This is a genomic window from Kitasatospora sp. NPDC052896 (assembly GCF_044547075.1).
Taxonomy (GTDB): Bacteria; Actinomycetota; Actinomycetes; order Streptomycetales; family Streptomycetaceae; genus Kitasatospora.
The window spans coordinates 145,880-172,193 of record NZ_JBITZU010000013.1; the positions used below are offsets into that span (position 1 = coordinate 145,880).

Sequence of the window (26,314 nt, forward strand, 5' to 3'; positions counted from 1 at the left end):
GGACAATCGGGATATCGGGTCGCTTCCCACGCCTCCTGGTGGTAGCTGTGGCATATGACTCAGCACGCCGGTCAGCCGCCCGCCCTCGACCTCCGTCCGCTCGAAGAATCCGAGTGGGACGCCTGGTACCGCACGCTGGAAGTCGCCTTCGGCGGCGAGGCCGAGCCGCCGGCCCGGCGGGCGCTGTGGCGGAGCCTGACCGAGATCGACCGCTCGCTCGGGGTCTGGGACGGACCGGTCCCGGTCGGCTCGGCCAGCGCCTTCTCGTTCCACCTGGCGGTGCCCGGCGGCGCGGTGCTGCCCACCGCCGGGGTGACCATGGTCGGCGTGTTGCCCACCCACCGCCGGCGTGGCGTGCTGACCGCCCTGATGCGCCACCAGCTGGACGAGATCCACGAGCGCGGCGAGCTGCTCGCGGTGTTGACCGCCTCCGAGCCGGCCATCTACGGGCGCTACGGCTACGGTCTGGCCACCTGGCAGCTGAGCGTGGAGGTGGCCCGCGCCCGGGTCCGGGTGATCCGCTCGTACGACGAGGAGGCGATCCGGCTGCGCTGGGCCGACCCGGTCGAGGCCGCCCCGGCCTGCGAGGAGCTCTACGCGCGGCAGGTACCGCTGCGGCCCGGCATGCTGACCCGGCTGCCGGGCTGGGAGCGGCTGCCGCTGCTGGACGATCCGGAGGAGCGCGAGGGGCACTCGCCGCTGCAGTGCGTGCTGGCCGAGGACCGGGTCAGCGGCGAGCTGCTCGGCTACGCCCGCTACACCGCCAAGGGCGAGTGGCAGCACGCCGGCGCGGCCGGGGTGGTGCAGGTGCGCGACGTGACCGCGACCACGCCGGAGGCGTACGCCGCGCTCTGGAGCTTCCTGCTGGACCTCGACCTGACCGACACGGTGAGCGCTCGGAACCTGCCGGTGGACGACGCACTGCTGCACCTGGTCTCCGACCCGCGCCGGCTGCAGCCCAAGCTCTCGGACGGGCTCTTCGTCCGGCTGGTCGACGTCGGCGACGCGCTCTGCGCCCGCAGCTACGCGGCACCGGTCGAGGTGGTGCTGGAGGTGACCGACGAGTTCTGCCCGTGGAACACCGGGCGCTGGCAGCTGCACAGCGCGGGGCCGGGCAAGGGGGCCGGCTGCGAGCCGACCGAGGCGCCGGCCGACCTGGCGCTCTCGGTCCGCGAACTGGGGGCGGCCTACCTGGGCGGCACCACGCTGGCCTCGCTGGCCGCCGCCGGGCTGGTGCGCGAGCTGCGCGAGGGGGCGCTGGCCGAGGCCTCCCGGGCGTTCGGCTGGGACGTCGCGCCCTGGCTGCCGCACGGCTTCTGAGCCGTTTCCGGACTGCGGCGGCCAGGCGCGAAGCGGGACCGGCGAAGAGCAGGGTCAGCCCTGCTGCGGGTGGTGGGCCGGGATCGGCGGCAGCTCGCCGGTGGCCTCGTAGGCGCTCAGCATCTCGATCCGGCGGGTGTGCCGGGGCTCGTTGCTGTACGGGGTGTTGAGGAAGATCTCGACGAACTTGGTCGCCTCCTCCTCTGTGTGCATCCGGCCGCCGATGCTGACCACGTTGGCGTTGTTGTGCTCGCGGCCGAGGGCGGCGGTCTGCTCGCTCCAGGCCAGCGCGGCGCGGACGCCCTTGACCTTGTTGGCGGCGATCTGCTCACCGTTGCCCGAGCCGCCGATCACGATGCCCAGCGCCTCGGGGTCGGCGGCGGTGCGCTCGGCGGCGCGCAGGCAGAACGGCGGGTAGTCGTCCTCGGCATCGAAGATGTGCGGGCCGCAGTCGATCGGCTCGTGGCCGGCTTCCTTGAGCCACGCGACGAGGTGGTTCTTGAGGTCGTATCCGGCATGGTCGGAACCCAGGTAGACGCGCATGACCAAGAGTGTGGCATGCGCGTCCGCCCAGGTCGGCGCAGGGCCGCCCGGACGGCCGAGCCGGAGTGGCGCCCGGCTCAGCCCCGGCGGCCGACCAGCTTCCAGAGCAGCGGCAGGGCGCCCATCGCGACCAGCGCCTTCAGGCCGTCGCCGACCAGGTACGGGTAGAGGCCCAGGTGGGCCGCGGCGCCGAGCGGGAGGTGCAGCGAGGCGGCCAGGTAGGGCACGCCGACCGCGTAGATCGCCAGGTTGCCCAGCACCATCGCACCGGCGGTGCGCAGCGGACTGCGGTCGGCGCCACGCCGGGCCAGCAGGCCGGTCAGCGCGGCGGCCAGCACGAAGCCCAGCACGTAGCCGAGGGTCGGCAGCGACCAGCCGGAGCTGCCCTGGGCGAACCACGGCAGGCCCGCGGCACCGGCCAGCAGGTACAGCGCCAGCGAGGCGGCACCCCGGCGGGCGCCCAGCGCGGTGCCGACCAGGAGCACGGCGAAGGTCTGGCCGGTGACCGGGACCGGCGAGCCCGGCACGTTCACCGACAGCTGCGCGGCCAGGCCGGTCAGCGCGGCACCCCCGGCCACCAGGGCCAGCTCGCGGGCCTGGGCGCCCAGCCGGCTGCCGGCGGTGGGCAGCAGGTCGGCCAGGACGGTGCGGGACGGTATCGGCGCGGCGAGGGCCATCGGAGTCTCCACTCTCGGTGCGGAAGCACGGGTCGCTCGGGTCAGTGAACAGATGTGAACCTACGCGCCCGCCCGGGCGCCGCTCGACCGTCGAGCCGACAAAGCCTCCTCGGCCCCCGTTGTCGGGTTCCGCAACCACCCTGAGCGATCAGTCAACTACCTTGCGTGGCACTTAGGTCCGGATATTGGGCGCATTCGGCAGTTCTTTGCCGTCCCAGCCGGGCCCCCGGATAGTGAGACGGGTAGTCCGATTACCGACTGACTGGATGCCCATGGCCCCCACCCCCGCCCCGTCGGCGCCCAACGCGTCGGACCTGGCAACCGCCTCCGCCGCCTCGGCTGGGGGCGAGGGACCTCAGCTCGCACATGGTCTCAAGCAGCGTCACCTGTCGATGATCGCCCTCGGCGGGGTGATCGGCGCCGGCCTCTTCGTCGGCTCGGGCGCCGGTATCCACGCCGCCGGGCCGGCCATCATCGTCGCCTTCGTGCTCTCCGGCCTGCTGGTCATGCTGGTCATGCGGATGCTCGGCGAGATGTCCGCGGCCCGCCCGGCCTCCGGCTCCTTCTCGGTGCACGCCGAGAAGGAGATCGGCCCCTGGGCCGGGGTGACGGCCGGCTGGATGTACTGGGTGATGCTCTGCTGCGGAGTGGCCGCCGAGGCGACCGCGGCCGGCTCGATCATGAACTCCTGGATCCCCGGCGTGCCCGGCTGGGCCTGGGTCGGCGTCTTCATGGCGTTCTTCTGCGCCAGCAACCTGACCGCGGTGAAGAACTTCGGCGAGTTCGAGTTCTGGTTCGCCGCCGTCAAGATCACCGCGATCGTGGCCTTCCTGGTCCTCGGCGTGCTGGGTGTCTGCGGGGTGCTGGGCACCGGCGGTGCGCCCGGCACGAGCAACCTGACCGGGCACGGCGGCTTCCTGCCGAACGGCGGCAGCGGCCTGGTGGCCGGCCTGCTGGCCTCGGTCTTCGCGTACGGCGGCCTGGAGACGGTGACCATCGCGGCCGCCGAGTCGGACAACCCGCGCCGCAACGTCGCCAACGCGGTGCGCACCGCGGTCTGGCGAATCGCGATCTTCTACATCGGCTCGATGGCCCTGGTGGTCACCCTGGTGCCGTGGAACGACCCGGACGTGGTCAAGCAGGGCCCGTACGTCACCGTGCTGCAGTTCCTGGGCGTCCCGGGCGCGGCGGTGGCGATGAAGGCCGTGGTGCTGATCGCGCTGCTCTCGGCCATGAACGCCAACATCTACGGCTCGTCCCGGATGGCCTTCTCGCTGGTCTCCCGCGGCCAGGGCCCCAAGGCGCTGGCCCGGGTGAGCGGCGGGGTGCCGCGGCTGGCGGTGCTGGCCTCCTGCGCCTTCGGCTTCGCCGCGGTGCTGGCCGGCTACTGGTGGCCGGACACCGTCTTCAGCTGGCTGATGAACACCACCGGCGTGGCCGTCCTGGTGGTCTGGGTCTTCATCGCGGCCTCCCAGCTGCGGATGCGGCGCCGGCTGGAGCGCGAGGCGCCCGAGCTGCTGACCGTCCGGATGTGGGGCTTCCCGTACCTGACCTGGGTGGCGCTGGCCGGCGTGCTCGGCGTGCTGGGCCTGATGACCACCACTCCCGACGACCGCGCCCAGCTCTACGCGGCCGGGGTGCTGGTGGCCGTGCTGAGCGCCCTGGGCTACCTCAAGCAGCGCCGGGACGCGGCGGTGCGCGGATAGCCGGTTCCGGTCCTCCGGCGCCCCGGGGCACCCGTGAAAGGATGCCCCGGGGCGCGACCGGCCCCGCTACCTGCACAGCACCGTGCGAGCCGGACAAAGGAGTACCGCAGTGCCGGGGAAGAATCTCAGCCGGGATGAGGCACAGGAGCGTGCTCGACTGATCGGCGTGGACGGCTACGAGGTCCACCTCGACGTCACCAGCGCGCCGGACAGCACCGCCACCACCTTCCGTTCGACCACCACCATCCGGTTCCGCTGCGCCGAGCCGGGCGCGGCGAGCTTCGCCGACCTGCTCGCCCCGGCGGTCCGCTCGGTCACCCTCAACGGGCGTCCGCTGGACCCGGCGACGGTCTTCGACGGCGCCCGGATCGCCCTCGACGAACTGGCCGCCGAGAACGTCCTGGTGGTCGACGCCGACTGCGCGTACAGCCGGACCGGCGAGGGCCTGCACCGGTTCACCGACCCGGCCGACGGCGAGACCTACCTCTACACCCACTACGAGCCCGCCGAGGCCCGCCGGGTCTGCACCACCTTCGAGCAGCCCGACCTCAAGGCGCCCTACGTCTTCACGGTGACCGCGCCGGCCGCCTGGGACGTCTACGCCAACTCCGCCGAGGAGAGCGTGCGCGAGGAGGGCGACACCAAGGTCTGGCACTTCCTGCCGACCCGGCCGATCTCCAGCTACCTCACCGCCGTGGTGGCCGGCCCGTACCACGTGGCGCGCGACCACTGGAGCCGCGAACTGCCCGACGGCACCCTGTTGGAGATCCCGCTCGCGGCCACCTGCCGCAAGTCGCTGGCCCGTTACTTCGACGCCGACGAGATCTTCACCGTCACCAAGCAGGGCCTGGACTTCTTCCACGACGAGTTCGACTACCCGTACCCGTTCGGCAAGTACGACCAGTGCTTCGTGCCGGAGTACAACCTGGGCGCGATGGAGAACCCGGGCTGCGTGACCTTCCGTGAGGAGTTCGTCTTCCGCTCCAAGGTCACCGAGGCCGCCTACGAGGGCCGGGCCAACGTGATCCTGCACGAGATGGCGCACATGTGGTTCGGCGACCTGGTCACCCCGCGCTGGTGGGACGACCTGTGGCTGAAGGAGTCCTTCGCCGACTTCATGGGCGCGTTCTCCCAGCAGGAGGCCACCAAGTACCAGGCGGCCTGGGTGACCTTCGCCAACCAGCGCAAGGCCTGGGCCTACAAGCAGGACCAGTACCCGACCACCCACCCGATCACCGCGGACATCCGCGACGTCGAGGACGCCAAGCTCAACTTCGACGGCATCACCTACGCCAAGGGCGCGGCGGTGCTCAAGCAGCTGGTCGCCTACGCCGGCCGGGACGCCTTCTTCGAGGGCGCCCGCCGGTACTTCCAGCGGCACGCCTACGGCAACACCGAACTCGCCGACCTGCTGGAGGTCCTGGCGGTCACCTCGGGCCGCGGCGAGCAGGCGATGGCCGACTGGTCGGCGGCCTGGCTGCAGACCGCCGGGGTCAACTCGCTCACCCCCGAGCTGACCGTGGACGCCGCGGGGCGGATCACCGAGCTCGCCGTGCTGCAGGACTCCGGCCCGGAGGGCGCCGGCGGACCGCTGCGTCCGCACCGGATCGCGGTCGGCCTCTACGACCGCGAGGCCGACGGCACCCTGCTGCGCACCGCCCGGGTCGAGCTGGACGTGGCCGGCCCGCGCACGGTGGTCGAGGGGCTGGCTGGCCGGCCCGCCCCCGCGCTGGTCCTGGTCAACGACGACGACCTGACGTACTGCAAGCTCCGCTTCGACGCCGCCTCGCTGGCCACCCTGCGGACCTCGCTCGGCGAGATCCGCGAGCCGCTGCCCCGGGCGCTGGCCTGGTCGGCCTGCTGGAACCTGACCCGGGACGGCCTGATGCCGGCCCGCGACTACGTCGCCCTGGTGCTGCGCTTCGCCGGCCAGGAGTCCGACATCGGCGTGCTGCAGAGCCTGCACACCCAGGCCCAGGGCGCGGTCGACCTGTACGCCGACCCCGCCTGGCGGGCGGAGGGCGGCCGGCTGCTGGCCGAGGGCGCGCTGCACGAGCTGCGGCTCGCCGCGCCGGGCAGCGACCACCAACTGGCCTGGGCCCGGTTCCTGGCCCAGACCGCGACCAGCGACGAGCACCTCCGGCTGGTCGAGGGCCTGCTAGCGGGCAGCGCCCGGATCGACGGGCTGGAGATCGACCAGGACCTGCGCTGGTCGCTCTGGCTGGCGCTGGCCGCGGCCGGCCGGGCCACCGTCGCCCAACTGGACGCCGAGCTCAGGCGGGACAACACCGCGGGCGGCCACCAGAAGGCCACCCAGTGCCTGGCCGCCCGGCCGACCGCGGAGGCCAAGGCCGCCGCCTGGGCCGCCGTGGTGGACTCCGACGAGCTGCCCAACGCCCTGGTCAGCGCGCAGACCGCGGGCTTCGCCCAGGCCGGGCAGCGCGAGCTGATCGCGCCGTACGCGCCGCGGTACTTCGGGCTGCTGGAGCGGATCTGGGCCGAGCGCAGCATCGAGATCGCGATCCGCTTCGTCGGCGGCTTCTTCCCGCGGCTGCAGACCGACCCGGAGACCCTGGCGGCCACCGACCGCTGGCTGGCCGAGCACCCCGAGGCCGCGCCGGCGCTGCGCCGGCTGGTCCTGGAGTGCCGCGACGACCTGGCCCGCGCGCTGGCCGCCCAGCACTGCGACCGGGCCTGACCTCCCGTACGGCGGCCCGTCCCCTCGTCCCGGCGGGGGGACGGGCCGCCGGCTACTTGAGGGTGGCCGAGGTCAGTCCGGCCTGCACCTGCTTCTGGAACGACAGGTAGACCACCAGCACCGGCAGCATCGCGATGGTCATCCCGGCGAACAGTCCGGGGAAGTCGCTGGCGTAGCCGCTCTGCTGGGCCAGGTTCATCAGCCCCTGGGAGAGCACCGAGCGGTCCGGGTCCGAGCCGCTCTGCTGTTGCATCAGGGTGACCGGCAGCAGGTACTGGTTCCACTGGCCCAGCAGGTTGAAGATCCCGACGCTGATCAGGCCGGACTTCGCCATCGGCACCATGACCTGGAAGAACGCCCGGGTGTGCGAGCAGCCGTCGATCATCGCCGCCTCGTGCACGGCGGTGGGCAGCGAACGGAAGAACGAGTACAGGAAGAAGACGGTGAACGGCAGCGAGTACGCGACGTACACCAGGATCAGGCCCAGGTAGCTGTTCAGGCCGAGCAGCGGGGAGATCTGCCCGAGGTTCTTCACCATGAAGAAGAGCGGCACCAGGGCGAGGTAGACCGGGAACATCGCGCCGGCCACGAAGAAGTAGTAGATCACCCGGTTGCCGCGGAACTCGTAGCGGGCCAGCACGTACGCCGCCATCGCCCCGAGCAGCATCGTCAGGGTGAGCGAACCCGCCAGCACGATCAGGGTGTTGGCGAAGAACCGGCCGATGCCCTTGTCCCAGGCCCGGGAGAAGGCGTCGAAGTGCCAGTGCGCGGGCCAGGTCCAGGCGCTGCCGCCGATCTGCGCGTCGGTCTTGAAGGAGCCGAGCACGATCCAGACCAGCGGGGCGATGATCATCAGCGCCCAGAGCGCGAGGAAGCCGTGCGAGAACACGTTGAGCACGCCGCCGCCGTCGGCGAACCGCTGCTCGCGGGCCGGTGGCCGGGTGCCGGACGACGGCTCGGGGGTGCTCGGCACGGTGGTCTGGTCGGTGTGGGTACTCATGCCGGGCCCCGCTCAGAACTCGATCCGCTCGCGCCGGGTGACCCGCAGCGAGACGACGGACAGGATGAGGGTGATGAAGAAGATCACGACGCCCATGGCGCAGGCGTAGCCGGCCTTGCCGAAGGTGATGAAGTTGCGCATCAGATAGGTCGCCATGATCTCGCTGTGGTGGTCCGGGCCACCGCCGTAGTAGGCGCCCGGGGTCATCGTGGAGACCAGCGCGAAGGCGTCCATGGCCGCGATCGCCAGGTAGACCCAGGCGGTCTGCACGGTCTCCCAGAGCAGCGGGAGGGTGATCCGGACGAAGGTCTGGGTGCGCCTGGCGCCGTCCAGCAGCGCCGCCTCGTAGATGTCCTTCGGGATCGACTGCATCGCCGCCGAGAAGAGCACCAGGTAGAAGCCGGTGCCGGACCAGACCAGGACGCCGATCACGCACCAGAGCCCGAAGTTGGGGTCGGCCAGCCACTGCCAGGGGTGGCCGGGGTCCTCGACGCCCAGCTTGACCAGGACGCCGTTCAGCAGGCCGCCCTGGTCGGTGCGGTAGACCGCCTGGAAGAGCACCGAGAGGATGGCGACCGAGAGCACCTGCGGGAAGAAGAAGACCACCTTGTAGAAGGCGGCGCCACGCACCCCCTGCACCCCGCCGGTGCCGCCGCGGCCACCGACGTTGAGCATGAAGGCGAAGAAGAGCGCCAGCACGATGGTGGCGATCGGCAGCACCACCAGGAGCAGCAGGTTGTGCCCGAGCGCGGTGCGGAAGACCCCGTCGTCGAAGAGCGTGCGGTAGTTGGCCAGGCCGACGAAGTGCATGGTCTGGGAGGCCCCCGACCAGTCGGTCAGCGAGTAGCCGAAGGTCTGCAGGTACGGCCAGATCACCAGGCCGACGTAGAGCACGACCGGGAGGATGAGGAACCCCACGATGAAGGGGTACTTGCGGTGTCGCATGGAGACGGCTCCTGTCCGCCACGGCCCGCGCGGGACAGGCCTGGCAGTGCGGTGTCGCGGAGGCACCGGGACCGCTCGGGGCCCCGGTGTCCGGTGGGTCGTCGGCCGCGGGGGCGGCGTCAGACCTTCTTCGAGGTGGCCGCCTTGGCGCGGGCGATCCACTGCGCAGGAGTGATCCGGCTGTTGACCAGGTCGTTGGTGGCGTCCTGCAGCGCGGAGTCGAAGGCGGTCTGCAGGTCCGGGTAGGTGTAGTTGAAGGTGTTCGAGCCGGCGGCGGTCACCGCGAGCGAGGAGGACTTGGTCCCCGGCTTGAGCTGCACCTCCGGGCCGATGCCGTCCTTGAGCACGGTCAGCGAGTTGGCGGCGGCGGCGAAGCTGCCCGAGCCGGCCTTGGTGAGCATGATCCGCAGGAACTCCAGGCCGCCGGCCCGGTTCTTGGCCTGCTGCGGCACGATGAACGGCTCGCCCGCGCCGGCCCGGACGGCGGTCTGCGGCAGCTTGTCGCCCGGCAGCGAGGGGACGGGCAGGAAGGCCATGTCGAAGTCGGCCGGAGTGATCTTGATCATCTCGTTCTCCAGCCAGGAGCCGCACGGGATGAAGGCGGCCTTGCCCTGGCACCAGGCGGTCTGCGCCTCGGTGTGGGTCATGCCGTTGGTGCCGGGCAGCAGGTAGTCGTTCTGCATGATCTGATAGAAGGCCGAGACGCCGGCCAGTGCCGCCGGGTCGTCCCAGGCGGTGGGGTCGCAGGCGTCGATCCGGCTGATCAGGTCCAGCCCGCCCTGCTTCCCGATCAGGTCCAGGATCAGGTAGTTGGCGTAGTACGGGTACTTGCCCTGGTGGGCGAAGGGCGCGATGCCGGCCGCCTTGATGGTGGCACCGAGGGCGACGAAGTCGGCCCAGGTCTTCGGCGGGGTCCAACCCTTCTGCTGGAACAGCTTGTTGGAGTACCAGAGGCCGTAGACCGTGTACACGTAGTTGAGCGAGTACATCTTGCCGTCGATGGTGCCCTGTTGGATCGTGCCGGGGAGCAGCACGTCGCTGATCCTCCTGGTCGGGTCGTCCAGATAGGGTGCGTTCAACAGCGGTGTGAGGTCGGTGAGTTGGCCGGCCTTCTGGAGCACGTCGATCTTCATCTGCTGGGCACCGGAGTCGTCGATCACGTCCGGCGGGTTGCCCGCGTTGAAGCGCGGCTGGAGCTTGCCGCTGATGTCCTGGGTGGCGGTGTGGCTGATCTTCGCGGCGGTGTAGGTCTTGTTGTACATCGCCTCGAAGGCCCTGGCATAGCTGTCGCCGTACCCGCCGTCGAAGATGACCACGTCCAGCGGGGCGCTCGCGGCGACCCCGAACGGATTGGTCGCGCTCCCACTACTGCCGGCGGTGGCATCGCCGCCGCCGCTGCCGGATCCGGCAGCGCACGCCGCGAGGAACGAACTGCCGCCGGCGGCAAGGACGGTGATCGCGGCGGCCCGCCTGAACATGTCGCGGCGGCTGTACTCGGTTGCAGAACCCATGTGCCTGACCCTCGCCCTCGATAGGTTGATCACGTCAGCTGGTGCGGATGTGCCGAGTGCGCGACGGGCGCCGGCCGGCCCGTGCTGATGGTTCGTCAAACAAGGCGGATCTGAAGCGACTTGACCGCTGACCTGGCGGCCCGGGCGCCGTTCGGGGGCGCTGCTGTCGACGGGGAAAGGTATAGTCCTCTGTTCATCCGGCGGCAATACTCTTCCCCTCGGCGGGGGTCAGCAGCGCTCAAAGCGTTGCCGGCGGTGCAGCATGTGCAATACGCGGGGAGCCCGCACATGGTGGCGTGCCGACCGATGGGCGAGAATCTAGCGCTGCCATGCTCGTTTGACCATAGAAACGAGCAGCTTCGCGCAGTCGGCTGCGAGCGGAGAGCGCCGGAGACGCCGAACGGCGCCCCTCCCTTACGGGAGGGGCGCCGCTTCGACTACTGGCGCCGGGCTCAGCCGATCAGCGAGCGCAGCACGTACTGCAGGATGCCACCGTTGCGGTAGTAGTCCGCCTCACCGGGGGTGTCGATGCGGACCACCGCGTCGAACTCCTTCTCACCGGCCTTGACCTTGACGGTCTTCGGGGTGCGACCCTCGTTCAGCTCGGTCACACCGGTGATGGTGAAGGTCTCCTCGCCGGTCAGGCCCAGCGAGTCGGCGCTCTGGCCGGCCGGGAACTGCAGCGGCAGGACGCCCATGCCGATCAGGTTCGAGCGGTGGATGCGCTCGTAGGACTCGGCGATGACGGCCTTCACGCCCAGCAGCGCGGTGCCCTTGGCGGCCCAGTCGCGGGACGAGCCGGAGCCGTACTCCTTGCCGGCCAGCACCACCAGCGGGACGCCCGCGGCCTGGTAGTTCTGCGCGGCGTCGTAGATGAACGACACCGGGCCGTCGGCCTGGGTGAAGTCGCGGGTGTAGCCGCCCTCGGTGCCCGGCGCGATCTGGTTGCGCAGGCGGATGTTGGCGAAGGTGCCGCGGATCATCACCTCGTGGTTGCCACGGCGCGAGCCGTACGAGTTGAAGTCGCGCTTCTCGACACCGTGCTCGGTCAGGTACTGCGCGGCGGGCGTACCGGCCTTGATGTTGCCGGCCGGGGAGATGTGGTCGGTGGTGACCGAGTCGCCCAGCTTGGCCAGCACGCGGGCACCGGCGATGTCCGCCACCGGGCTCGGGGTCTTGGCCATGCCCTCGAAGTACGGGGGCTTGCGGACGTAGGTGGACTCGGCGTCCCACTCGAAGGTGTTCCCGGTCGGGACCGGGAGCGACTGCCAGCGGTGGTCACCGGCGAAGACGTCCGCGTAGTCCTTGGCGAACATGTCCTGGTCGATGGAGGCGGCGACCACGTCGGCCACCTCCCGCTCCGACGGCCAGATGTCGGAGAGGAAGACGTCGTTGCCGTCGGCGTCCTGACCCAGGGCGTCCCTGGTGATGTCGACGTTCATGTTGCCGGCCAGGGCGTAGGCGACCACCAGCGGCGGGGACGCCAGGTAGTTCATCTTGACGTCCGGGTTGATCCGGCCCTCGAAGTTGCGGTTGCCGGAGAGCACCGACACCACGGCGAGGTCGGCGTCGTTGACGGCCTTCGAGACCTCCTCGGGCAGCGGGCCCGAGTTGCCGATGCAGGTGACGCAGCCGTAGCCGACCAGGTTGAAGCCCAGCTTCTCCATGTACGGGAGCAGGCCGGCCTTCTCGTAGTAGTCCATGACGACCTTGGACCCGGGGGCCAGGGTGGTCTTGACCCAGGGCTTGACGTGCAGGCCCTTCTCCACGGCCTTCTTCGCCAGCAGGGCGGCGCCCAGCATGACGGAGGGGTTGGAGGTGTTGGTGCAGGAGGTGATCGAGGCGATCACGACCGCGCCGTTGTCGATCTGGTAGCTCGTGCCGTCCGGGGCGGTCACCGGGGTCGGCTTGGAGGCCTCGGCGGAGTAGGTCGGCAGCGCCTCGACGAACTTCTCGGCGGCCTCGGCCAGCACCACGCGGTCCTGCGGGCGCTTCGGGCCGGCGATCGACGGGACGACGGTGGCGAGGTCCAGCTCCAGGTACTCGGAGTAGACCGGCTCGACCGACGGGTCGTGCCAGAGGCCCTGCTCCTTGGCGTACGCCTCGACCAGAGCGAGCTGCTTCTCGTCGCGGCCGGTGAGCTTCAGGTAGTTGATGGTCTCGGCGTCGATCGGGAAGATCGCGCAGGTCGAGCCGAACTCCGGCGACATGTTGCCGATGGTGGCGCGGTTGGCCAGCGGGATGGCGGTGACGCCGGCGCCGTAGAACTCGACGAACTTGCCGACCACACCGTGCTTGCGCAGCATCTCGGTGATGGTGAGCACCAGGTCGGTGGCGGTGGCGCCGGCCGGGAGCTCGCCGTTGAGCTTGAAGCCGACCACGCGCGGGATCAGCATGGAGACCGGCTGGCCGAGCATGGCCGCCTCGGCCTCGATGCCGCCGACGCCCCAGCCGAGCACGCCGAGGCCGTTGACCATGGTGGTGTGCGAGTCGGTGCCGACACAGGTGTCGGGGTAGGCCTGGCCACCCCGGACCATGATGGTGCGGGCCAGGTGCTCGATGTTCACCTGGTGCACGATGCCGGTGCCCGGCGGAACGACCTTGAACTCGTCGAACGCGGTCTGGCCCCAGCGCAGGAACTGGTAGCGCTCCTTGTTGCGGCCGTACTCGATCTCGACGTTCTGGGTGAAGGCGTCCTTGGTCCCGAACTTGTCGGCGATGACGGAGTGGTCGATGACCAGCTCGGCCGGGGCCAGCGGGTTGATCTTGGCCGGGTCGCCGCCCAGCTCCTTGACCGCCTCACGCATGGTGGCGAGGTCGACGACACACGGCACGCCGGTGAAGTCCTGCATGATCACGCGGGCCGGCGTGAACTGGATCTCCTGGCTCGGCTCGGCGTTCTGGTCCCAGTTGCCCAGCGCGCGGATGTGGTCGGCGGTGATGTTCGCGCCGTCCTCGGTACGGAGCAGGTTCTCCAGCAGCACCTTGAGGCTGTAAGGCAGCCGCTCGGAACCCTCGACGGCGGAGAGCTTGAAGATCTCGTACGACTCGTCGCCCACCTGCAGCGAGCTGCGGGCGTCGAAGCTGTTCGCGGACACGACTGACTCCTTCTAGGTGCTTCGTGCGGCACGTCTCTGACGTGAGGTCATGGGTGGACCACACATCGAGGCAGGCCCAGCCGGCCATCCAGATGGTAAGGTGAGCCTTAGTTAGGGTGACCTAAGTCAGGCTTGCCCCGCCAGCGCCGCCGGTGGGCGCCTCTCGGCAAGTATCTTGATGTCGAGATACATCCTAGCGAGGAGTTATCTCGATGTCGAGATAAACCATAGTGCATGGGCAGACTCAGAGTGACCTCAGGCACCCCCTGGCGAGTCCGGCCGTGCTCCCCTCCAGCGCCCTCCCGCCCGCCTTCGCCTTCCCGTCGGCAGCACCGACCGGGACGTCACGCGGGGCCGTGGCCCGGGCGCCCAACGGGACGCACGGGCAGGACGGCCCCGGAGGGGGACGAGCGATTGGCACGCTGCGGCGCCACCTCTTCCGCATGGCCTCTTCTTCCGTATGGCCTCTTCCGCACGGCGGGCCCGGTGTCGCACCCCACCGGGTCGACGCGGCGGGGTGCGCGACCGGCGTTGGCGGGGCACCGGTTACCGTGGCGCGGGGCAACGGGCGGGTCGGGGCCCCACCGGGTGAGCCGAGTCCGAGGAGACCAGTCCGATGATCGTCGTCGATGCCTCCGCGCTGGTGCTGGCGCTGGCCGACCAGGGCGAGCGGGGTGACGTGGCGCGCGCGGCGCTGGCCGCCGACCCGGACTGGGCGGCGCCCGAACACCTGCTGATCGAGGTGATGCAGTCGCTGCGCGGACGCTACCTGGCGAGGGAGAACACCGCGGAGCAGGTGGCGGCGGTGGCCGCCGAACTGCCGGGCATCGTGTTCCACAAGGTGGCACTGGCCCCGCTGCTCGGCCGGGTCTGGGAACTGAAGGACAATCTGACCCCCGACGACGCCGCCTATGTCGCGGTCGCCGAGCAGCTGGGCGCCCCGCTGGTCACCGCCGACCTGCGGCTGATGCGGGCCAGCGGGCCGCGCTGCGAGATCCGGGGCCTGCGGCGCCCGGCCGGCTGAGCTCCGGTCGGTTCGCGGGGCGTCGGTTCGCAGGGCCGCGTGCCGGTCGTCAGGAGCCGAGAGTGGCGACCAGGACGGCCTTGATGGTGTGCAGGCGGTTCTCCGCCTGGTCGAAAACGATCGAGTGCGGCGACTCGAAGAGTTCGTCGGTGCACTCCAGCTCGCTCATCCCGGTCGCCTCGTACATCTGGCGGCCGAGTGCGGTGCCCAGGTCGTGGAAGGCCGGCAGGCAGTGCAGGAACCTGACGTCGGGGTTGCCGGTCGCCCGGACGGTGTCCATCGAGACCTGGTAGGGCCGCAGCAGGGCGATCCGCTCGGCCCAGACCTCCTTGGGCTCACCCATCGAGACCCAGACATCGGTGTAGAGGAAGTCGGCGCCGGCCACGCCGGCGGCGACGTCCTCGGTGAGGGTGATCCGGGCGCCACTCGCGGCGGCGAGCTCCTCGGCGGTCTTGCGGATCTCCTCGGCGGGCCAGAGCTGCTCGGGGGCCACGATCCGGATGTCGAGACCGAGCAGCGCACCGGTCACCAGCAGCGAGTTGCCCATGTTGTTGCGCGCGTCGCCCAGGTAGGCGAGGGAGATCTCGGTCAGCGGCTTGCTGCTGTGCTCCTGGATGGTCAGCACGTCGGCCAGCATCTGGGTCGGGTGCCACTCGTCGGTGAGGCCGTTCCAGACCGGCACCCCGGCGTGCCGAGCCAGTTCCTCGACGACCTCCTGGCCGTGGCCGCGGTACTCGATCCCGTCGAACATCCGGCCGAGGACCCGGGCCGAGTCCTTGATCGACTCCTTGTGGCCGATCTGCGAGCCGGCCGGGTCTAGGTAGGTGGTCGCGGCCCCTTGGTCGTGGGCGGCCACCTCGAAGGCGCAGCGGGTGCGGGTCGAGGTCTTCTCGAAGATCAGCGCGATGTTCTTGCCGCGCAGCCGGGGCTGCTCGGTGCCGGCCCGCTTGGCGGCCTTGAGCTCCGCGGCGAGCTCCAGCAGGAAGTGGAACTCCGCGGCCGTGAAGTCCAGCTCCTTGAGGAAGTGCCTGCTCCGGAGGTTCGTGGCCATACCAAGCTCCTGGGGTGACGGTCTGCCGACCACGACCGGCCGGGGCCGGTGGTCGGGCGGGGGACGCTGGACACGGCGCCGCTGGGTACGCCAATGCCGGGAAGTGTATACGATACTTGGAATTTCTATGCAGAGCTGGAATCCGGAGGCGGGCTGTCCGCCTCCGGACTCCAGGATGCGGCCGGGCCGCCTCGACCGCCTGACCCGACTCGGCAGTCGGGTCAGGCGGTCGAGGCGGTCCGGGGCGCCGCGGTACGCGCGTGGGCGGTCAGAGCCTCGGGTCCACCGGCTCCGACTCCAGGGCCAGCACGGCGAAGACCGGCTCGTGCACCCGCCAGAGCGGCTCGCCGGCCGCCAACCGGTCCAGCGCCTCCAGACCCAGGGCGTACTCGCGCAGGGCGAGCGAGCGCTTGTGGCCGAGCGAGCGCTGCCGCAACCGGTCCAGGTGCTCGGTGTAGTCGGGACCGTAGACGATCCGCAGGTACTCGCGACCACGCACCTTGAGGCCCGGCTGGACCAGGCCACCTGGCCGCCCCTCCCCCGCCGCGCCACGGACGACGGACGCCAGCGGCTTGACCACCATGCCCTCGCCACCGGCCCCGGTCAGCTCCTCCCACCAGGCGGTTCCGGCCGCGATCGAGGCCTCGTCCGCGGTGTCCACGACCAGCCGCCCGGTGCCGCGGAGCAGTGGCTCCGGGCCCGCGGCCGCGTCGGCGGCGACCAGGCGGTCGATCCGGGCCAGGTGCTCGTCGTGCGGGCGCACCGCGAGGTTGGCGCCCTCCGCGGCGAGCAGTTGGAACGGCGCCAGCCGGATCCCGGACAGCCCCTCGGTCGGCCAGCAGTAGCGGCGGTAGGCCGCGGTGAAGGCCGCCGCGTCCGCCGCCCGCCGACGCTGGCGCTCGGTCAGCTCGGCGAGCCCCTCGACGCCCCGGCCGGCCGCGCGGTCGAGTGCGGAGAGCACCTCGGGCAGCGCGGAGCCGGCGGCCGCGCCGACCGCCGCGTACTGCCGGCGCAGCAGCTCGGCTGCCTTGAGCGACCAGGGCAGCAGCTCGGCGTCGAGCAGCAGCCAGCCGGTGGCCAGCTCGTCGAAGAGGCCCGCGGTCTCGGCGGCCGCCCGCACCCGGTCGAGGATCGCCTCGGTCAGCCGCTGGTCGCCGAGGAACGCCCGGCCCGTCCTGGTCCAGATCGCTCCGGGCGCCGCGACGCCGAAGCGCTGTTCCAGGGCGGCCGGCTCGCGGGCCACCAACACCACCGCCCGGGAGCCCATGTGCTTCTCCTCGCAGACCACCTGGCCCACGCCGTCCGCGCGGTAGGCGAAGAACGCCTCCTCCGGGTGTTCCAGGTAGCCGTCCCGGCGGGAGGCCGCGCTCGGTGCCATGGTCGGCGGGAGGTACGGCAGCAGCCGCGGGTCGAGCGCGAAGCGACTCACCACCTCCAGCGCGGCCGCCGCGTTCTCCTCGCGGACGGCGATCCGGCCGTGCCGGGCGGTCTCGACGGTCCGCCGACCGGTCACGTCGGCGACGTCCAGCGGCCGGCCCTCCCGGCCGCCCGGGGCGTCACTGGCCAGCGGCCGGACCGGGGCGTACCACTCGCGCTCGGCCGGCACGGAGACCAGCTCGCGCTCGGGGTAGCGCAGCGCGGTCAGGCTGCCGCCGAAGACGCAACCGGTGTCCACGCAGATGGTGTTGTTGAGGAAGCTCGCGGCCGGGACCGGGGTGTGCCCGTAGACCACCAGTGCCCGGCCGCGGTACTCCTCGGCCCACGGGTAGCGGACCGGCAGGCCGTACTCGTCGGTCTCGCCGGTGGTGTCCCCGTAGAGCGCGTGCGAGCGGACCCGGCCGGAGTTGCGGCCGTGGTACTTCTCCGGCAGCCCGGCGTGGCAGACCACCAGGTTGCCGCCGTCCAGCAGGTAGTGGCTGACCAGATCGCGCAGGAAGGCCCGGACGGCGGCGCGGAACTCCTCCGGCTCGGCTGCCAGCTGGTCCAGCGACTCCTTGAGCCCGTGCGAGACGGTGACCTGCCGACCGGACAGCACCCGACCGAGCTTGTTCTCGTGGTTGCCCGGGACGCAGATCGCGTGCCCGGCCGCCACCATGCCCATCACCAGGCGCAGCACGCCCGGAGTGTCCGGCCCGCGGTCGACCAGGTCACCGACGAACACGGCGGTCCGGCTGACCGACGGCCCCTCCCGCCCGGTGGCGGGCGAGGAGGGCGGCAGGGCGTCGACCGGCCGGCCCTGCTCGTCCCGCCGCAGGGAGTAGCCGAGCTTCCCGAGCAACGTCTCCAACTCGGCCCGGCAGCCGTGGATGTCGCCGATGACGTCGAACGGGCCGGTGAGGTGGCGCAGATCGTTCCAGCGCTTCTCCAGCACGATCTCGGCGCTCTCCACCTCCGCCGCGCCGCGCAGGTGGTGCACCTTGCGGAAGCCCTCGCGCTCCAGGCTGCCCAGCGAACGGCGCAGCTCGCGGTGCTGACGCGGGATCACGTGGGCGCCCATGTCCCGGTCCGGGCGGGAGCGGTTGCGCTCGGCACAGACGCCCGGCGGCACGTCCAGCACGATCGCGATCGGCAGCACGTCGTGCTCACGGGCGATCCGGACCAGTTGCTTGCGGGTCTCCGGCTGGACGTTGGTGGCGTCCACCACGGTGAGCCGGCCGGCGGCCAGCCGCTTGCCGACGACGAAGTGCAGCAGCTCGAAGGCGTCGGCAGAGGCGGACTGGTCGTTCTCGTCGTCGGCGACCAGGCCCCGGCAGTAGTCGGAGGAGATCACCTGGGTCGGCGCGAAGTGCCGCCGGGCGAAGGTGGACTTGCCCGCGCCGCTGGTGCCGATCAGCACCACCAGCGAGAGGTCGGTGACGGGCAGCCGGCGGGCCTTCGCCTCGGCCGCGGCGACGGGGGGCTCGGGAGCGGGCAGGGTGGCCTGGGTCTCGTCGGTCATCGGGTCAGCTCCCTTCGGGAGTGTCGGTGCTGCTCGGGGTGCCGGTGCTGCTCGGGGTGCCGGTGGTGGTCGGGGTGCCGGTGGTGGTCGGGGTGGTGCTCGCGGTCGTGCCGGTGCCGCGGTGGAACAGGGCCAGCTGGGTCGGCGGGCCCACTTCCGGGTCCTCCGGCCCGACCGGGCGGAACGCGACGGTGTACCCGTAGCTCTCGGCCACTCGCTCCGCCCAGTCGCGGAACTCGGCACGGGTCCACTCGAAGCGGTGGTCGGCGTGCCGGGCGTGGCCTGCCGGGAGGCTCTCCCAGCGGACGTTGTACTCGACGTTCGGGGTGGTGACGACCACGGTGGCCGGTCGGGCCGCGCCGAACACCGCGTGTTCGAGCGCGGGAAGCCGGGGCAGGTCCAGATGCTCGATGACCTCGGAGAGGACCGCGGCGTCGTAGCCCTTGAGCCGGGCGTCGGTGTAGGTGAGCGCGCCCTGGACCAGCCGCACCCGGGCGGCTTGGCGCTCCGACAGCCGGTCCAGCTTGAGCTTGCGGGCCGCCGCCGCCAGCGCGGTCACCGAGACGTCCACCCCCAGCACGCTGGTGACCGTCGGCTCCTTGAGCAGATCACCCACCAACTCGCCCTGCCCGCAGCCGAGATCGAGCACCTTGGCGGCACCGGACTCGCGCAGTGCCGCCAGGATCACCTCCCGGCGCTGTCGGGCGAGCGGCACCGGCCGGGGGCCGTCCGCCGAGCGGGTGCCGGAGCCGGTGTCCGCGTCGACGTCCGGGGCGGTGCCCGAAGTGGACCCCGCGACGGACTCCGGACCGTCCGAGCGGTCGAGGTCCACCGCGTTGTCGAACTCCTCGGCCTCGCGGTCGTCGGTCTCGGCGAGCCGGGCCAGCTCCAGCTGGCGGATCGCCTCGTTCGCCAGTGACCAGCGGCGGACCAGGTAGCGGCGGCTGATCAGGGCACGGTCCGGGTGGTCCGCGAGCCAGCCCTCGCCGGCGCCGAGCAGCTTGTCCACCTCGTCCGGGGCGACCCAGTAGTGCTTGGCACCGTCGAGCACCGGCAGCAGCACATAGAGCTGCTGCAGCGCGTCGGCCAGCCGCAACGTGCCGGTCAGCTCCAAGCGCAGGTAACGCGACTCGCCCCACTCCGGGAACGCCTCGTCCAGCGGGACCGGCGTGGCCGCGACCCTCCAACCGAGCGGCTCGAAGAGCCGATTGACCAGCGGCCGCTCGTCCGGCGAGCGTCGCTCGGCGCCGCCGCCCACCTGCACCGCCGGCAGCACCACGGTCAGCGGCCGCTCCTGATCGGCCAGCCCGGGCCGCTGCTCGCATACGCCCTTCATGGCCGTCCGGAAGACCGTCCGCAGCGCCACCGCGAGCAGCGAGGAGGCCGCGTAGGGGCGGTCGTTGACGTACTGCGAGAGCGCGCCGGCGCCGGAGGCCGTCGACGGGCCGCGACCCTTGCCGCGGGCGCGGCGGACCAGGGCGATGGGGTCGACTTCGAGCACCAGGGCCACCGTGCACAGCTCCGCGCCGGCCTCCGGGTAGAAGACGTGCGCCTCCCCGTGCGAGGTGGTGAAGCGCTGGGCCTTCTCCGGGTGCTTGTGCAGCAGGAAGCCCAGGTCGGTGGCCGGACGGTCGGCTGTTCCGGTGGTGGATATCGAGATGAACACCCGGCTCAGTATTGCCGCGGAGCGGGCGGCAGGACATCTGGTTTTGGCCGGGCGGGACCGTCCGTTCCCTGGGCTCGTTCGGCAGGGGTGGCCGGAATTCGTTACCGTGCACGGTGTGACTGCTGAATCCACCTCCCCCACCCGGGGTGCCGTCGCCGCAGGTCTGGCGACCATCGCCGCCGACGGCACCGTTCTCGACACCTGGTACCCCGCCCCCGCCCTGGCCGCCGAGCCCGGCCCGTCCGGCACCGTCCGGCTCACGGCCGAGCAGGCCGAGGCGGAGCTCGGCGCCGGCGTCGCCACCGCGCTGCGCCACGACGCCCGCCGGGGGGTGGAGGTCGTCGCCGTGCGCACCACCATCGCCTCGCTGGACGAGAAGCCGCTCGACGCGCACGACGTCTACCTGCGCCTGCACCTGCTGAGCCACCGGCTGGTCCGGCCGCACGGCCAGAACCTGGACGGCGTGTTCGGCCTGCTCGCCAACGTCGCCTGGACCAGCATCGGCCCGGTGCCGGTGGAGCTGGTCGAGCAGGCCCGGCTCGCCGTCCGCGCCGAGGGCGGCCAGCTGGCCGTCTACGGGATCGACAAGTTCCCGCGGATGACCGACTACGTCGCGCCCTCCGGGGTCCGGATCGCGCACGCCGACCGGGTCCGGCTCGGTGCGCACCTGGCCGCCGGCACCACCGTGATGCACGAGGGCTTCGTCAACTTCAACGCCGGTACCCTCGGCACCTCGATGGTCGAGGGTCGGATCAGCGCGGGCGTGGTGGTCGGCGACCACAGCGACATCGGCGGCGGCGCCTCGATCATGGGCACCCTCTCCGGCGGCGGCAAGCAGGTCGTCTCGGTGGGCGAGCGCTGCCTGCTGGGCGCCAACGCGGGCATCGGCATCGCGCTGGGCAACGACTGCGTGGTCGAGGCCGGCCTGTACGTCACCGCGGGCACCCGGGTGACCCTGCCGGACGGCCAGATCGCCAAGGCGGTCGAGCTCTCCGGGCAGGACAACCTGCTGTTCCGCCGCAACTCGCAGTCCGGCGCGGTCGAGGTGATCGCCCGTTCCGGCTCCTGGGGCGGGCTGAACGCCGACCTGCACGCGCACAACTGACCCCCCGCCGGCCCAGCGCGGCCGGTTCACCCGGGCCCTCGCCCGCGCACCGAGCGCGAGCGGGGGCCCGGTGCCGTTCGCACGGGCGTCGCTCGCGCGGCGGGACGCCGGCATACCGGAGGGCGCGGGCCCGCGGCAAGCCCGGCTCACCCGCGGGGCTGACCCCCGGCCCGGGTTGACCCGCAACGGGTGGCGTCCAGTGACCCGTGGTGGTCGCGGGTCGTTGCGGTAGCGGGGCCGCGCGCCCTCGCGGCGTCTCCCGCACGGGCGGCGTCGGTGTCCGCCGCATCGCATCGCACGACCGAGCTGGAGGGTTCCCCTCATGTCCGAGCCCAGGTACGAGGACCCCGTCGCGTCACCGGAGGAACTCCCCGCCGCGCCGGCGGCCCCCGCCGCACCGCCCAAGACCCTGCTGGACCAGCTGCAGAAGCTGCTCGCCACCGTCAACGCCGACCTGGCGGACCTGGAGTCGGCCGGCGCCAGGTCGGCCGAGCCCACCGGCCCGGCCGGCTCCGCGACCGGCCCCGGCGGCTGGTAGCGCCGGTGCGACGGCCGGACGGGAGGCGGACCGTCGGCCGTCCTGCCCGTGTCCGGCGGATCGGCCGGACCGAGCGGCCGGGCCCCGAGCGATCGAGCTCCCGGCGGCTCGGCCGTCGGCGGTTCGAGCGGCAGCAGCAGTCGCGCCGGCTCCTGCCGGGGCACGTCGCCGGGGCCCGGGTCCGGGTGGTGACCGGCCGCGCCGCCGGGCTCCGGATCGAGCCGGCGCAGCACCCGGAGCAGCTCGATCACCAGCTCCCGACACTCGACGTAGGCGTCCACCCCGTCGATGCACCGCCAGTAGACGTCCTCCGTGTCGGCCCCGCAGGCCGTCACGATCAACGCCTCGCCCACCTCGTTCAGCAGGTGCCGGAACTGGAGCAGCACGAGCGCGGGCTCACCCAGCTCGGTCAGCCGGGCGGCCCACCCGAGGGTGGCCAACTCCCCGCGCTCCGGCCGGTCCGCCGGCAGCTCCAGGCAGCCGGCGGCATGTCGCCCCGCCCCGCCGAGCAGCTGCGCGAGCGTCACCACCTCCGACACCGGGTGGTCGACCAGTCGGGCGGCCAGCGCCTCCGTGAACACCGCCGTCTGCCAGGCCTCCTGCAGCACGTCGGGCGCGCTCCTGGCCTCGGCGAGCGCGTACCGGGCGGTCCTGATCAAGCGCAGCGCATCCATGTCGGCGGCTCCTCCCACATCGAACGAAAGCTCCGAACGAGCGGTCCGAACGAACGGACCGACAGGCCGTGAGCGAACGGCCCGTCAGGAGTAGAGGGTGACCGCGGATCGCAAGCCGCGCGGCAGGGAATCCCGGAGCTGTGGACAACCCCGGGGTTGTGGACAGTCTCAGGAGTCGGCGGGCGGCTCCGGCACCGGGAAGCGCAGCTCGTTGCGGTCGATCTTGTCCGCCAGCGCGGCCAGCGGGTCGACCCCGAGCACGGTGCAGAACTGCACCAGATAGGCCAGCACGTCGGCGACCTCGTCACGGACCCGGTGCGCGCTCTCCGGGTCGTCCATCACCGCCGCCGCCTGCTCCGGGGTGAGCCACTGGAAGATCTCCAGCAGCTCCCCCGCCTCCACGCTGAGCGCCGCGGCCAGGTTCTTCGGGGTGTGGAACGGCTGCCAGCGCCGGGCCGCGGCGAACCGCGCGAGCCGGTCGGCCAGCGCGCCCAGGCCATCGGCCGCGGGCGGGTCATCGGCCGCGGGCGGGTCTTCAGGTCGGTCGGTCACCGCTCCAGGTCTACCGCATCCATGCCGGCGGCGTCCGCCCCGGGCCCCGACCGCGCAACCGGCGGCGCCCCGGCATCCCCCGACGGGGCGCCCGGGGCCGGGGCGGCGGCCGTCTCGTGCCCCGGCGGCTGGGCCGGCACCCGCGGCGGCGCCGGATCCGGCCGCAACACGCTGTACCCGCTCAACGGATCCCGCCCGCACTCGACCAGCTCCACCCCGCCGGCCAGCCGCGCGGCCGCCGGATCCTGCAACGCCGCCAGCAGCCGCACATGGTCCTTGCCGCACATCTCCCGCGCCAGCCGGAGCAACGAGGCCGTCTGGTCCGCCGAGAGGCCGGCCCCGAGATCCTCCGCGAGCACGGTCAACTGCCGCTGCGCCCACGGGACTTCGAGCGCCGGCTCGACATCCAGCACACCGGCCCCGGTGAGCAGCACGGCGGCGAAGGCGAGCAGCCGCAGCATCCCGTCCGAGGCCTGGTCGGCGCCGGTCCGGCCGAGCACCCCCTCGTCGAAGACCGCCAACAGCCGCTCCTGGGACAGGCTGCCGCGCCGGGCCACGTCCAGGCCGAGCAGCGGGTGCGGGGCCGCCGCCTGCACCGCGCGCAGCAGCCGGCCGTAGCGTCGCGCGCACTCGCCCTGCAGTCGGGCCAGCACCGCCGAGAGGTTGGCCGCGCTGGGCAACAGCCGGGCGTCCGCCTCGGGCCGCACCCAGCCGCGCATCAGCGCCGGCACGGGGTGCACCGGAAAGACCTCGCGCAGCGCGGTGAGCAGCTGCTCGGTGGCCGCCAGCACCTTGCACTCGCCGGGCGAGGACCCGGCCACCCGCAGCGGAATCTGGGTGGTGATCAGACTGCCGCTCGGGAAGGGCGCGCGGATGTCGCCCTGCCGGGTGTCGTTGTGCCAGCTGACGTTGATCCGACCGGCGCTGACGTCCTGTTCACCGGTCTCCACCAGGGTCTTGCCGTCGCAGGCCAGCCACTCCCGGGCGACCCGGACCCGCCCGTCGGTGCGGACCACCAGCTCCAGCCGGATCAGGCCGGCGTCGGAGCGGACCGAGCAGCCCAGGATGATCGCGTTGCGGCCGTGCGGGACGCAGCCGAGCAGCCCGCCGCGCACCGGCGCGGCCAGCGGGCCGCCCACCCCGCCGACACCGTCCAGCGAGGGCCCGATCTCCTCACCGAGCGCCAGCCGGGAGAGCACCGCGAGGGCGTCCAGCGCGTTCGACTTGCCGGCGCCGGACGGGCCGTGCAGCACGGTGAGCGGGCTGATCGGCAGGACCGCCCGGCGGTAGGACTTGAAGGAGGTGAGCCGGAGTTCCTCCACGGTGGGCCGCAGGGCCGGCCGCCGGCCGGGCGCGGTGGCGGCGGGCATGGAGGCGGTCGGCGGGACGACATCGCTGGTCACCGAGCCGACCCTAGTGACGGCCCGGTCCGGCGGGACCAGCAGAAACGTCCCTGCCCGGGGCGATTCATCCCAACGAGGGGGCCGGCCCGACCCGGACGTCGGCCTCTTCGACTTTCAGCGCAGGCGACCCAGCCGACCCGGCAGAACCAGGGGCAACCCCGGCGGAGCCAGAAGCAACCCCGGGGAAGAACGTCTCACTCGTACACGGACAGCAGTACCGACCCCGTCACCTCGACCGGCTCGGGCAGCTCCGCGAGCGCGGCCGCGACCCGGGCCTGGTCGGTGTGCCAGGCGTTCGGTCCCATCCCCACCACCGCGGCGGCGTCCGGGCGCGGGAGCCGCAGCGGGAACTCCACCTCGGTCCGCCCGACCAGCCGCAGCCAGGGCCCGAGCTTCTCGTCGATCCGCCGCTCCTTCTCCTCGTCCACCGAGAGCAGCCCGAGCGCGCCGACCAGCTCGCCCAGGTGCCGGGGGCTCGGCGAGACCAGCAGCAGCCGCCCGCCCGGTCGCAGCACCCGCCGGATCTCGCCACCGTCCCGCGGCGCGAAGACGTTGAGCACCAGCTCGGCGCTCCCGTCGTCGAGCGGCAGCGGGCGCCAGGCGTCGCAGACCACCGCACCGATCCGTGGGTGCGCCCGGGCGGCCCGGCGCAGCGCGAACTTGGAGATGTCCAGCGCCGCGCCCACCTGCTCGCCGCCGAGCCCGTCGAGGACCCGGGCGAGGTAGTAGCCGGTGCCGGCGCCCAGGTCCGCGACCAGGCCGCCGGGAGCCGGCGCGGCCTCGGCGGCGGCCCGCGCCAGCGCGTCCGCGATCGGGCGGTAGTGGCCGGCGGCGAGGAAGTCCGCCCGGGCGGCGACCATCTCCGTGGTGTCCCCGGTCCCGGTGTGCGCTCCCCCGCCGAGCAGGCTCACGTAGCCCTGCTTGGCCACGTCGAAGCTGTGCCCGGCCGGGCAGCGCAGGCCGCGCCCCGCGGCGTCGAGGGCCAGGCCCAGACCGCAGTGCGGGCAGGTCAGATACCGCTGGATGTCCTGGAGCACCGCCCCACCCTAAGCGAACCGCCCGCTCGGCTCAGTCGGTGTCGGAGTCGGGATCGCCGTCGTCGCCGGCCACCCCCTCCCCCTCGGCCTCGTCCACCACCCAGCCGTTCAGCCGCTCGGCCACCCCGTCCACCCCGAGCCTGCCCTCCCGGACGGCCCGGGCCAGGCTGCGCACCTCGCGCGCGGTGGTGGCGACGTGGCACCCGCAGGCCACCAGGTAGGCGTAGGCGACGGCGGTGGCGAACAGCTCGTTGGTGCGCTCCAGCGCCGGCACCCGGATCAGCTGGTGCATCAGCGCCGCCGCGCGGTCCTGGGGTTCGGGGTAGACCGCGATGTCGAAGATCTCCGCCTGGTGCCGGGCCACCGCCGCGAGCAGCGACCCGTAGTCGGTCACCTGCGGGTCGCCGGGGGTGTACTGCTCAGCGGTCATGAGCAGCCAGGAGAGGTCGACCTCGACCCTCAACGACGGTCACCGGGCCGGCCGCCGGCCGCGCCCTGCTCGCCGAACTCCGCGAGGAACTCGCTCTCGTACTCCTTCATGAACTGGGCCGCCGCGTCGACGAAGCGCAACCCGGTCTCGCCCATGTCCTGCTGGACGAGCCGCTCGATGTACTGGTTCATGCTGATCCCCTGCTGCTCCGCCCGTTCCCGGGCCATCTCGGCGGTGCTTGCGTCCACCCGCACGTTGAGCTGCTTCTTACCCATGCGGTCGAAGCTAGCGCCGAAGTGCTAGCACGACAAGGGCGCATACGGGGGCACACAGGGGGCGCAGGACCGGCACATGCGACGGGGGCACAGCACCGCGCGGTGCTGCGCCCCCGTCGGACC

The 26,314-nt window shown here is 72.3% G+C and carries 20 protein-coding genes and 1 pseudogene; 6 read left to right on the top strand and 15 right to left on the bottom strand.

The features are described from left to right. Positions 1 to 54 precede the first annotated feature (54 nt). Entirely contained in the window at positions 55 to 1,320 is a 1,266-nt protein-coding gene (locus tag ACIGXM_RS24490) for a GNAT family N-acetyltransferase (RefSeq protein WP_396564269.1), read from the top strand. A gap of 54 nt (positions 1,321 to 1,374) precedes the next feature. Here ACIGXM_RS24490 and ACIGXM_RS24495 read toward each other — a convergent pair whose 3' ends face one another. Together ACIGXM_RS24495 and ACIGXM_RS24500 are read right to left on the bottom strand one after the other, a co-directional pair. After that, positions 1,375 to 1,863 carry a ribose-5-phosphate isomerase gene (locus ACIGXM_RS24495; protein WP_396564271.1) on the bottom strand — a complete coding sequence of 163 codons (489 nt, stop codon included), beginning with the start codon at positions 1,861 to 1,863 and terminating at the stop codon, positions 1,375 to 1,377. Positions 1,864 to 1,940: 77 nt separating this feature from the next. After that, on the bottom strand, positions 1,941 to 2,540 hold the full coding sequence (locus tag ACIGXM_RS24500; RefSeq protein WP_396564273.1) for a biotin transporter BioY: 600 nt from the start codon (positions 2,538 to 2,540) through the stop codon (positions 1,941 to 1,943). A gap of 266 nt (positions 2,541 to 2,806) precedes the next feature. Between ACIGXM_RS24500 and ACIGXM_RS24505 the strand changes: the two genes are divergently transcribed. Both ACIGXM_RS24505 and pepN read left to right on the top strand, forming a co-directional pair. After that, positions 2,807 to 4,246 carry an amino acid permease gene (locus tag ACIGXM_RS24505; RefSeq protein ID WP_396564275.1) on the top strand — a complete coding sequence of 480 codons (1,440 nt, stop codon included), beginning with the start codon at positions 2,807 to 2,809 and terminating at the stop codon, positions 4,244 to 4,246. A 109-nt stretch (positions 4,247 to 4,355) separates the two neighbouring features. After that, positions 4,356 to 6,944 (top strand): aminopeptidase N, encoded by a 2,589-nt coding sequence (gene pepN / locus ACIGXM_RS24510; RefSeq protein WP_396564277.1) that lies wholly within the window; start codon positions 4,356 to 4,358, stop codon positions 6,942 to 6,944. A gap of 52 nt (positions 6,945 to 6,996) precedes the next feature. Here pepN and ACIGXM_RS24515 read toward each other — a convergent pair whose 3' ends face one another. The 4 genes from ACIGXM_RS24515 to acnA form a co-directional block, all read right to left on the bottom strand. Further along, positions 6,997 to 7,944, bottom strand: a complete 948-nt coding sequence (locus ACIGXM_RS24515) for a carbohydrate ABC transporter permease (RefSeq protein ID WP_396564279.1) — start codon at positions 7,942 to 7,944, stop codon at positions 6,997 to 6,999. Between the two features lie 12 nt (positions 7,945 to 7,956). Further along, positions 7,957 to 8,889, bottom strand: a complete 933-nt coding sequence (locus tag ACIGXM_RS24520) for a carbohydrate ABC transporter permease (RefSeq protein ID WP_396564281.1) — start codon at positions 8,887 to 8,889, stop codon at positions 7,957 to 7,959. Positions 8,890 to 9,008: 119 nt separating this feature from the next. Then, entirely contained in the window at positions 9,009 to 10,400 is a 1,392-nt protein-coding gene (gene ngcE, locus ACIGXM_RS24525; protein WP_396564283.1) for an N-acetylglucosamine/diacetylchitobiose ABC transporter substrate-binding protein, read from the bottom strand. A gap of 452 nt (positions 10,401 to 10,852) precedes the next feature. Then, on the bottom strand, positions 10,853 to 13,498 hold the full coding sequence (acnA, locus tag ACIGXM_RS24530; protein WP_396564285.1) for an aconitate hydratase AcnA: 2,646 nt from the start codon (positions 13,496 to 13,498) through the stop codon (positions 10,853 to 10,855). Between the two features lie 616 nt (positions 13,499 to 14,114). On the opposite strand from acnA, the gene ACIGXM_RS24535 reads away from it, so the two are divergent. Next, positions 14,115 to 14,522, top strand: a complete 408-nt coding sequence (locus ACIGXM_RS24535) for a type II toxin-antitoxin system VapC family toxin (protein ID WP_396564287.1) — start codon at positions 14,115 to 14,117, stop codon at positions 14,520 to 14,522. 49 nt (positions 14,523 to 14,571) lie between these two features. Here the strand turns inward: ACIGXM_RS24535 and argF are convergent, their stop codons facing one another. From argF to ACIGXM_RS24550, 3 genes are all read right to left on the bottom strand, one after another. Beyond that, positions 14,572 to 15,573 carry an ornithine carbamoyltransferase gene (gene argF, locus ACIGXM_RS24540; protein WP_396564289.1) on the bottom strand — a complete coding sequence of 334 codons (1,002 nt, stop codon included), beginning with the start codon at positions 15,571 to 15,573 and terminating at the stop codon, positions 14,572 to 14,574. Positions 15,574 to 15,841: 268 nt separating this feature from the next. Then, positions 15,842 to 18,511 carry a polynucleotide kinase-phosphatase gene (locus ACIGXM_RS24545; RefSeq protein WP_396564291.1) on the bottom strand — a complete coding sequence of 890 codons (2,670 nt, stop codon included), beginning with the start codon at positions 18,509 to 18,511 and terminating at the stop codon, positions 15,842 to 15,844. A gap of 4 nt (positions 18,512 to 18,515) precedes the next feature. Beyond that, positions 18,516 to 20,177 (bottom strand): 3' terminal RNA ribose 2'-O-methyltransferase Hen1, encoded by a 1,662-nt coding sequence (locus ACIGXM_RS24550; protein ID WP_396564293.1) that lies wholly within the window; start codon positions 20,175 to 20,177, stop codon positions 18,516 to 18,518. Positions 20,178 to 20,292: 115 nt separating this feature from the next. On the opposite strand from ACIGXM_RS24550, the gene dapD reads away from it, so the two are divergent. Both dapD and ACIGXM_RS24560 read left to right on the top strand, forming a co-directional pair. Beyond that, positions 20,293 to 21,282 carry a 2,3,4,5-tetrahydropyridine-2,6-dicarboxylate N-succinyltransferase gene (gene dapD / locus ACIGXM_RS24555; RefSeq protein ID WP_396564295.1) on the top strand — a complete coding sequence of 330 codons (990 nt, stop codon included), beginning with the start codon at positions 20,293 to 20,295 and terminating at the stop codon, positions 21,280 to 21,282. A 322-nt stretch (positions 21,283 to 21,604) separates the two neighbouring features. After that, positions 21,605 to 21,820 carry a hypothetical protein gene (locus ACIGXM_RS24560; RefSeq protein WP_396564296.1) on the top strand — a complete coding sequence of 72 codons (216 nt, stop codon included), beginning with the start codon at positions 21,605 to 21,607 and terminating at the stop codon, positions 21,818 to 21,820. A gap of 245 nt (positions 21,821 to 22,065) precedes the next feature. Here ACIGXM_RS24560 and ACIGXM_RS24565 read toward each other — a convergent pair. From ACIGXM_RS24565 to ACIGXM_RS24590, 6 genes and pseudogenes are all read right to left on the bottom strand, one after another. Beyond that, positions 22,066 to 22,494: pseudogene (locus ACIGXM_RS24565) on the bottom strand (DUF6099 family protein); the annotation flags it as partial. Between the two features lie 168 nt (positions 22,495 to 22,662). Next, entirely contained in the window at positions 22,663 to 23,046 is a 384-nt protein-coding gene (locus ACIGXM_RS24570) for a nucleotide pyrophosphohydrolase (protein ID WP_396564298.1), read from the bottom strand. Beyond that, positions 23,043 to 24,449 carry an AAA family ATPase gene (locus ACIGXM_RS24575; RefSeq protein WP_396564300.1) on the bottom strand — a complete coding sequence of 469 codons (1,407 nt, stop codon included), beginning with the start codon at positions 24,447 to 24,449 and terminating at the stop codon, positions 23,043 to 23,045. The genes ACIGXM_RS24570 and ACIGXM_RS24575 overlap by 4 nt, the downstream gene beginning before the upstream one ends. A 194-nt stretch (positions 24,450 to 24,643) precedes the next feature. Further along, positions 24,644 to 25,486: a putative RNA methyltransferase gene (locus ACIGXM_RS24580; RefSeq protein WP_396564302.1), complete on the bottom strand. Its 843-nt coding sequence runs from the start codon at positions 25,484 to 25,486 to the stop codon at positions 24,644 to 24,646. Between the two features lie 31 nt (positions 25,487 to 25,517). Further along, complete coding sequence (locus ACIGXM_RS24585; RefSeq protein WP_396564304.1) at positions 25,518 to 25,949, bottom strand: fic family toxin-antitoxin system, toxin component; 432 nt, start codon at positions 25,947 to 25,949, stop codon at positions 25,518 to 25,520. Next, complete coding sequence (locus ACIGXM_RS24590) at positions 25,946 to 26,191, bottom strand: toxin-antitoxin system HicB family antitoxin (protein WP_396564306.1); 246 nt, start codon at positions 26,189 to 26,191, stop codon at positions 25,946 to 25,948. The genes ACIGXM_RS24585 and ACIGXM_RS24590 overlap by 4 nt, the downstream gene beginning before the upstream one ends. Positions 26,192 to 26,314: the final 123 nt, after the last annotated feature.